The organism is Sphingomonas bacterium (genome assembly GCF_903643065.1).
In the GTDB taxonomy this organism is placed as follows: domain Bacteria; phylum Pseudomonadota; class Alphaproteobacteria; order Sphingomonadales; family Sphingomonadaceae; genus Sphingomonas.
Map to the genome: position 1 here is coordinate 1 of NZ_CAHJWX010000242.1, position 4431 is coordinate 4431.

Consider the following 4431-nt stretch of genomic DNA (forward strand, 5'->3'; position numbering starts at 1 on the left):
CGCGCATGCCCGCGCGCGCGACTTGGCGGGCGCGGCGCTGGGCCTGTCGCTCGATCCGCAGGCGACGGTATGGGAGATGAGCCGGCTGCTGGCGACGTTGAGGGGTTCAGCCGCGTCCGCCTAGCTGATAGGGCGCGGCGATGGCCGAGCCTTTCTACGTCACCACGGCGATCAGCTATCCCAACGGCGCCCCGCATATCGGCCACGCCTATGAGGCGATCGCCGCCGACGCGATCACGCGCTTCCAGCGCCAGGCGGGGCGCGACGTGCGTTTCCAGACCGGGACGGACGAGCATGGGCTCAAGATGGTGCAGGCGGCCCGCGCGGCCGGGCAGGAGGTGGCGGACTATGCCGCCGCCATGTCCGCCGGCTTCCGCGCGATGTGCGACCGGCTGAACATCAGCTACGATCGCTTCATCCGCACCACCGCGCCCGATCACCATGCCGCGACGCAGGAATTGTGGCGGCGCATGGCGGCGAACGGCGACCTGTACCTCGATCGTTACGAGGGCTGGTATTCGGTGCGCGACGAGGCCTTCTATGACGAGAAGGAATTGGTGGGGGAGGGCGACGATCGCCGCTCGCCCCAGGGCACGCCGGTGGAGTGGACGGCGGAAGAGACCTGGTTCTTCCGCCTGTCCAGATATCAGCAGCCGCTGCTCGATCTGTACGCCGCGAGCCCGGACTTCATCCGGCCCGACAGCCGGCGCAACGAGGTGGCGCGCTTCGTCGAGGGCGGCCTGTCGGACCTGTCCGTGTCGCGGACCAGCTTCGATTGGGGTGTGCCGGTGCCGGACAGCCCGGGTCACGTCATGTACGTGTGGGTCGATGCGCTCGCCAACTACCTGTCGGGCACGGGCTGGCCGGGCGATGCGCCGGAACGGCGGTTCTGGCCGCCGGACCTGCACCTGATCGGCAAGGATATCGTGCGGTTCCACGCGGTCTACTGGCCGGCGTTTCTGATGTCCGCCGGCATCGACCTGCCGCGTAGCGTCTTCGGGCACGGTTTCCTGCTCCATCGCGGCGAGAAGATGTCCAAGTCGATCGGCAACGTCGTCGATCCGCTGGCGCTGGCGGACGCATTCGGCGTCGACGCGCTACGCTATTTCCTGCTGCGCGAGGTCAGCTTCGGGCAGGACGGGAGCTATTCGGCGGATGCGATCGTGACCCGCGTCAATGCGGAGCTGGCCAATGCGTTCGGCAACCTCGTCCAGCGGACATTGTCGTTCATCGCCAAGAACCTGGACGGAGTTCTTCCGACACCGGGCAAGGTGGACGACGCCGATGGTGTGCTGATCGAGGAGGTGTTGGTCGCCTGCGCGGGGCTACGCGCCGCGTTTGGCGACCTGCTGCTGTCGCAGGGCATCGAGGGCTGGCTGCGTGGCGTGTTCGCGTGCAACGCCTATATCGACACGGCTGCGCCCTGGGCGCTGCGCAAGACCGATCTGGAGCGGATGCACGCGGTGCTCGGCACGCTGGTGCGCGCGATCCGGTTGCTCGCGATCGCGATCCTGCCCGTGGTGCCCGGCGCGGCCGGCCGCGTGCTCGACCAGCTCGGCGCGGAGGGGCGCGATCATGCGGCGATGGACGACGAGGGCTGGTACGCGCGCCAAGCCGCGAGCGGGTTCCGCCTGACCGCGCCGACCCCGGTGTTCCCGCGACTCGAACTGCCGGTCGAGGTGGCCGCCTGACATGCTCGCCGACAGCCATTGCCATCTCAATTACAAGGGCTTGGTCGAGGATCAGCAGAACGTGTTGCAACGCGCCCGCGCGCGCGGCGTGACGGCGATGCTCAACATCGCGACGCGCGAGAGCGAGTGGGACGCGGTGCTCGGCACGGCGGAGCGCGAGCCGGACGTCTGGGCGACGGTGGGCATCCACCCGCACGAGGCGGACGCGCATCCGCATGTCGACACCGCCCGCCTGATCGAGCGCGCGGCCCACCCGTGCGTGGTCGGAGTCGGCGAAACCGGGCTCGATTACCACTATGACCATTCCGACCGCGCCCGCCAGCAGGCGAGCTTTCGCGCGCATATCGCAGCCTGTCGCGAGACGAGGCTGCCGCTGATCGTCCACACCCGCGACGCGGAGGCCGATACGATCGCGATCCTCGCGGACGAGATGGAGAAGGGCGCTTACCCCGGCGTCATCCATTGCTTCACCGCGTCGGGAGATTTCGCCGACAAGGCACTGGAACTGGGCCTCTTCATCTCCATTTCCGGTATCGTGACGTTCAAGAACGCGGCCGACATCCAGGCGACCGCCGCGCGCCTGCCGGCGGATCGGCTACTGATCGAGACGGACTCGCCCTTCCTCGCGCCAGTGCCGCATCGCGGACGGCCGGGCGAGCCTGCCTTCGTCGCCGACACGGCGGCGTTCCTCGCCAATCTGCGCGGTGAGGACGTTGCGACGCTTCAGCGCTACACGGCCGAGAACTTTCACCGGCTGTTCGCCAAGACGGCCGGATGAAACTGCGCATCCTGGGATCGGGGACTTCCTCGGGCGTCCCCCGCATCGGACCGGATTGGGGCGCGTGCGACCCCGCCGAGCCTCGTAACCGGCGTACGCGCGCGAGCGTACTGGTCGAGCATGAGGGGACGCGGATACTGGTCGACACCAGTCCGGACCTGCGCGAACAGCTGCTCGTGGCCGGGGTCTCGACGCTCGACGCGGTGATCTGGACGCACGATCACGCCGATCACTGCCATGGCATCGACGATCTTCGGCAGGTGTTCCATGCCTTGGGTCGTCCGGTGATCGGTTACGCGCGCCCGGCGCTGTTCGCGACGTTGCAGGCCCGGTTCGGCTACGTCTTCGCCGGCCGGGACGGCTATCCGGCGGTGGTCGAGGCGCGGCCGCTAGGCAGCTCGCTGGCCATCGGCGAGCTCGTCGTCCGTACCGTCGACCAGCCCCATGGCCACATCACCTCGGTTGGGCTGCGGTTCGAAGCCGATGGCAAGTCGATCGGCTATGCCACTGATTTCCATGAAGTGACGCCGGCGATGCGCGCGCTCTACGCCGGTCTGGACGTCTGGGTACTGGACGCGCTGCGCCACGCGCCACACCCGACGCATCCCACCGTCGCGGCGGCGTTGAAGTGGGTCGCGGAACTCAAACCGAGACATGCGGCCTTCATCCACATGGATCATTCGCTCGACTATCGCGCGCTGGCGGCGACCCTGCCGGCCGGGGTAGAGCCGGGTTACGATGGGCTGGAGTTGAGGCCATGAGCGCGCATCCGGATGCGCTGATCTACGCGTTGCTGCTGGTCCTGCCGATCTCCGCGCTGATCGCCCGGCGGGTGCCCCTGGTTCGCGTGCTGGTGATGCTGACCAGCTGGGGCGTGCTGTTCGCGCTGCTGCTGTTCGTGGTCGCGGAGCGCGGGCGGTTCGATCCGTACATGACCCGGATCGCGAGTGCGCTGAAGCTGAACAACCAGGACGTTACGGGCGCGGAAGTACGCATCAGGTTGGCGGCGGATGGGCATTTCTGGGCGGATGTACGCGTCGGCGACGTCAGGCGCCGCATGCTGATCGACAGCGGCGCGACCGTGACGGCCTTGTCGACGGACACGGCGTCGGCGGCGGGGCTGAAGGTCGAAAAGCCGATGTTCCCGTTGCTGATCCAGACCGCCAACGGTCAGATCTCCGCCGACACCGCGACGGTGGGTGCGCTGACGCTCGGCAACGTCGTCGCGCGCGATCTGCCGGTCGTGGTGTCGCCGGCGTTCGGCGACACGGACGTGCTGGGCATGAACTTCCTGTCGCGGCTCAAGAGCTGGCGGGTGGAGGGGAACACGCTGATCCTCACGCCGCACCACCCGCAAGACTTTACATAATGTATATTATCGAGCCGGTTAATGGCTGATCCCGCCGCTCCCCTTGCGCGGCTGATCGCGGTCATGGCGCGGCTGCGGGACCCGGCGCACGGGTGCGAGTGGGACGTGGCACAGACCTGGGCGACGATCGCGCCGTTTACGATCGAGGAAGCGTATGAGGTTGCCGATGCGATCGCGCGCGGCGATTTCGGCGACCTGAAGGAGGAACTCGGCGACCTGCTGCTTCAGGTCGTGTTCCACGCGCGGATCGCGGAGGAAGCCGGAGCGTTCGATCTCGCCGCCGTCGCGAGCGCGATCGCCGACAAGATGGAGCGCCGTCACCCACATATCTTCGGCGACGTCGAACATGGCGGCCATCAGCTGTGGGAGACGATCAAGGCACAGGAGCGCGCCGCCAAGCCGGACGCGAGCGCGCTGGCCGGCGTCGCGCTCAGCCTGCCGGCGCTGCTGCGCGCGGAGAAGCTGCAGAAGCGCGCCGCCCGCGTCGGCTTCGACTGGCCCGGCGTGGCGCAGGTGTTCGATAAGCTGCGCGAGGAGACGGCTGAGCTTGAGGCGGAACTCGATCACGATACGAGAGCCGATGCTCGCGAGGA

5 protein-coding genes are annotated in these 4431 nt (G+C 68.1%); all 5 read left to right on the forward strand.

What is annotated here, in order from left to right; all coding sequences use genetic code 11:
- The first annotated feature begins 140 nt into the window (after positions 1–140).
- Positions 141–1691, forward strand: coding sequence for a methionine--tRNA ligase (gene metG / locus HUU95_RS09405; RefSeq protein ID WP_174279876.1), 1551 nt, complete (start codon positions 141–143; stop codon positions 1689–1691).
- A gap of 1 nt (position 1692) precedes the next feature.
- Complete coding sequence (locus tag HUU95_RS09410) at positions 1693–2469, forward strand: TatD family hydrolase (RefSeq protein ID WP_174279877.1); 777 nt, start codon at positions 1693–1695, stop codon at positions 2467–2469.
- Entirely contained in the window at positions 2466–3230 is a 765-nt protein-coding gene (locus HUU95_RS09415; protein WP_174279878.1) for an MBL fold metallo-hydrolase, read from the forward strand. Before HUU95_RS09410 ends, HUU95_RS09415 begins: the two co-directional genes overlap by 4 nt.
- Positions 3227–3838 (forward strand): retropepsin-like aspartic protease family protein, encoded by a 612-nt coding sequence (locus tag HUU95_RS09420; protein WP_174279879.1) that lies wholly within the window; start codon positions 3227–3229, stop codon positions 3836–3838. Before HUU95_RS09415 ends, HUU95_RS09420 begins: the two co-directional genes overlap by 4 nt.
- A gap of 21 nt (positions 3839–3859) precedes the next feature.
- A partial coding sequence (gene mazG, locus HUU95_RS09425) for a nucleoside triphosphate pyrophosphohydrolase (RefSeq protein WP_174279880.1) occupies positions 3860–4431 on the forward strand: 572 nt, incomplete at its 3' end.

Excerpts from the sequence above, each read along its gene's own strand:
- HUU95_RS09410 (WP_174279877.1), top strand. The coding sequence starts at position 1,693 with ATGCTCGCCGACAGCCATTGCCATCTCAATTACAAGGGCTTGGTCGAG.
- HUU95_RS09415 (WP_174279878.1), top strand. The coding sequence starts at position 2,466 with ATGAAACTGCGCATCCTGGGATCGGGGACTTCCTCGGGCGTCCCCCGC.
- HUU95_RS09420 (WP_174279879.1), top strand. The coding sequence starts at position 3,227 with ATGAGCGCGCATCCGGATGCGCTGATCTACGCGTTGCTGCTGGTCCTG.
- metG (WP_174279876.1), top strand. The coding sequence starts at position 141 with ATGGCCGAGCCTTTCTACGTCACCACGGCGATCAGCTATCCCAACGGC.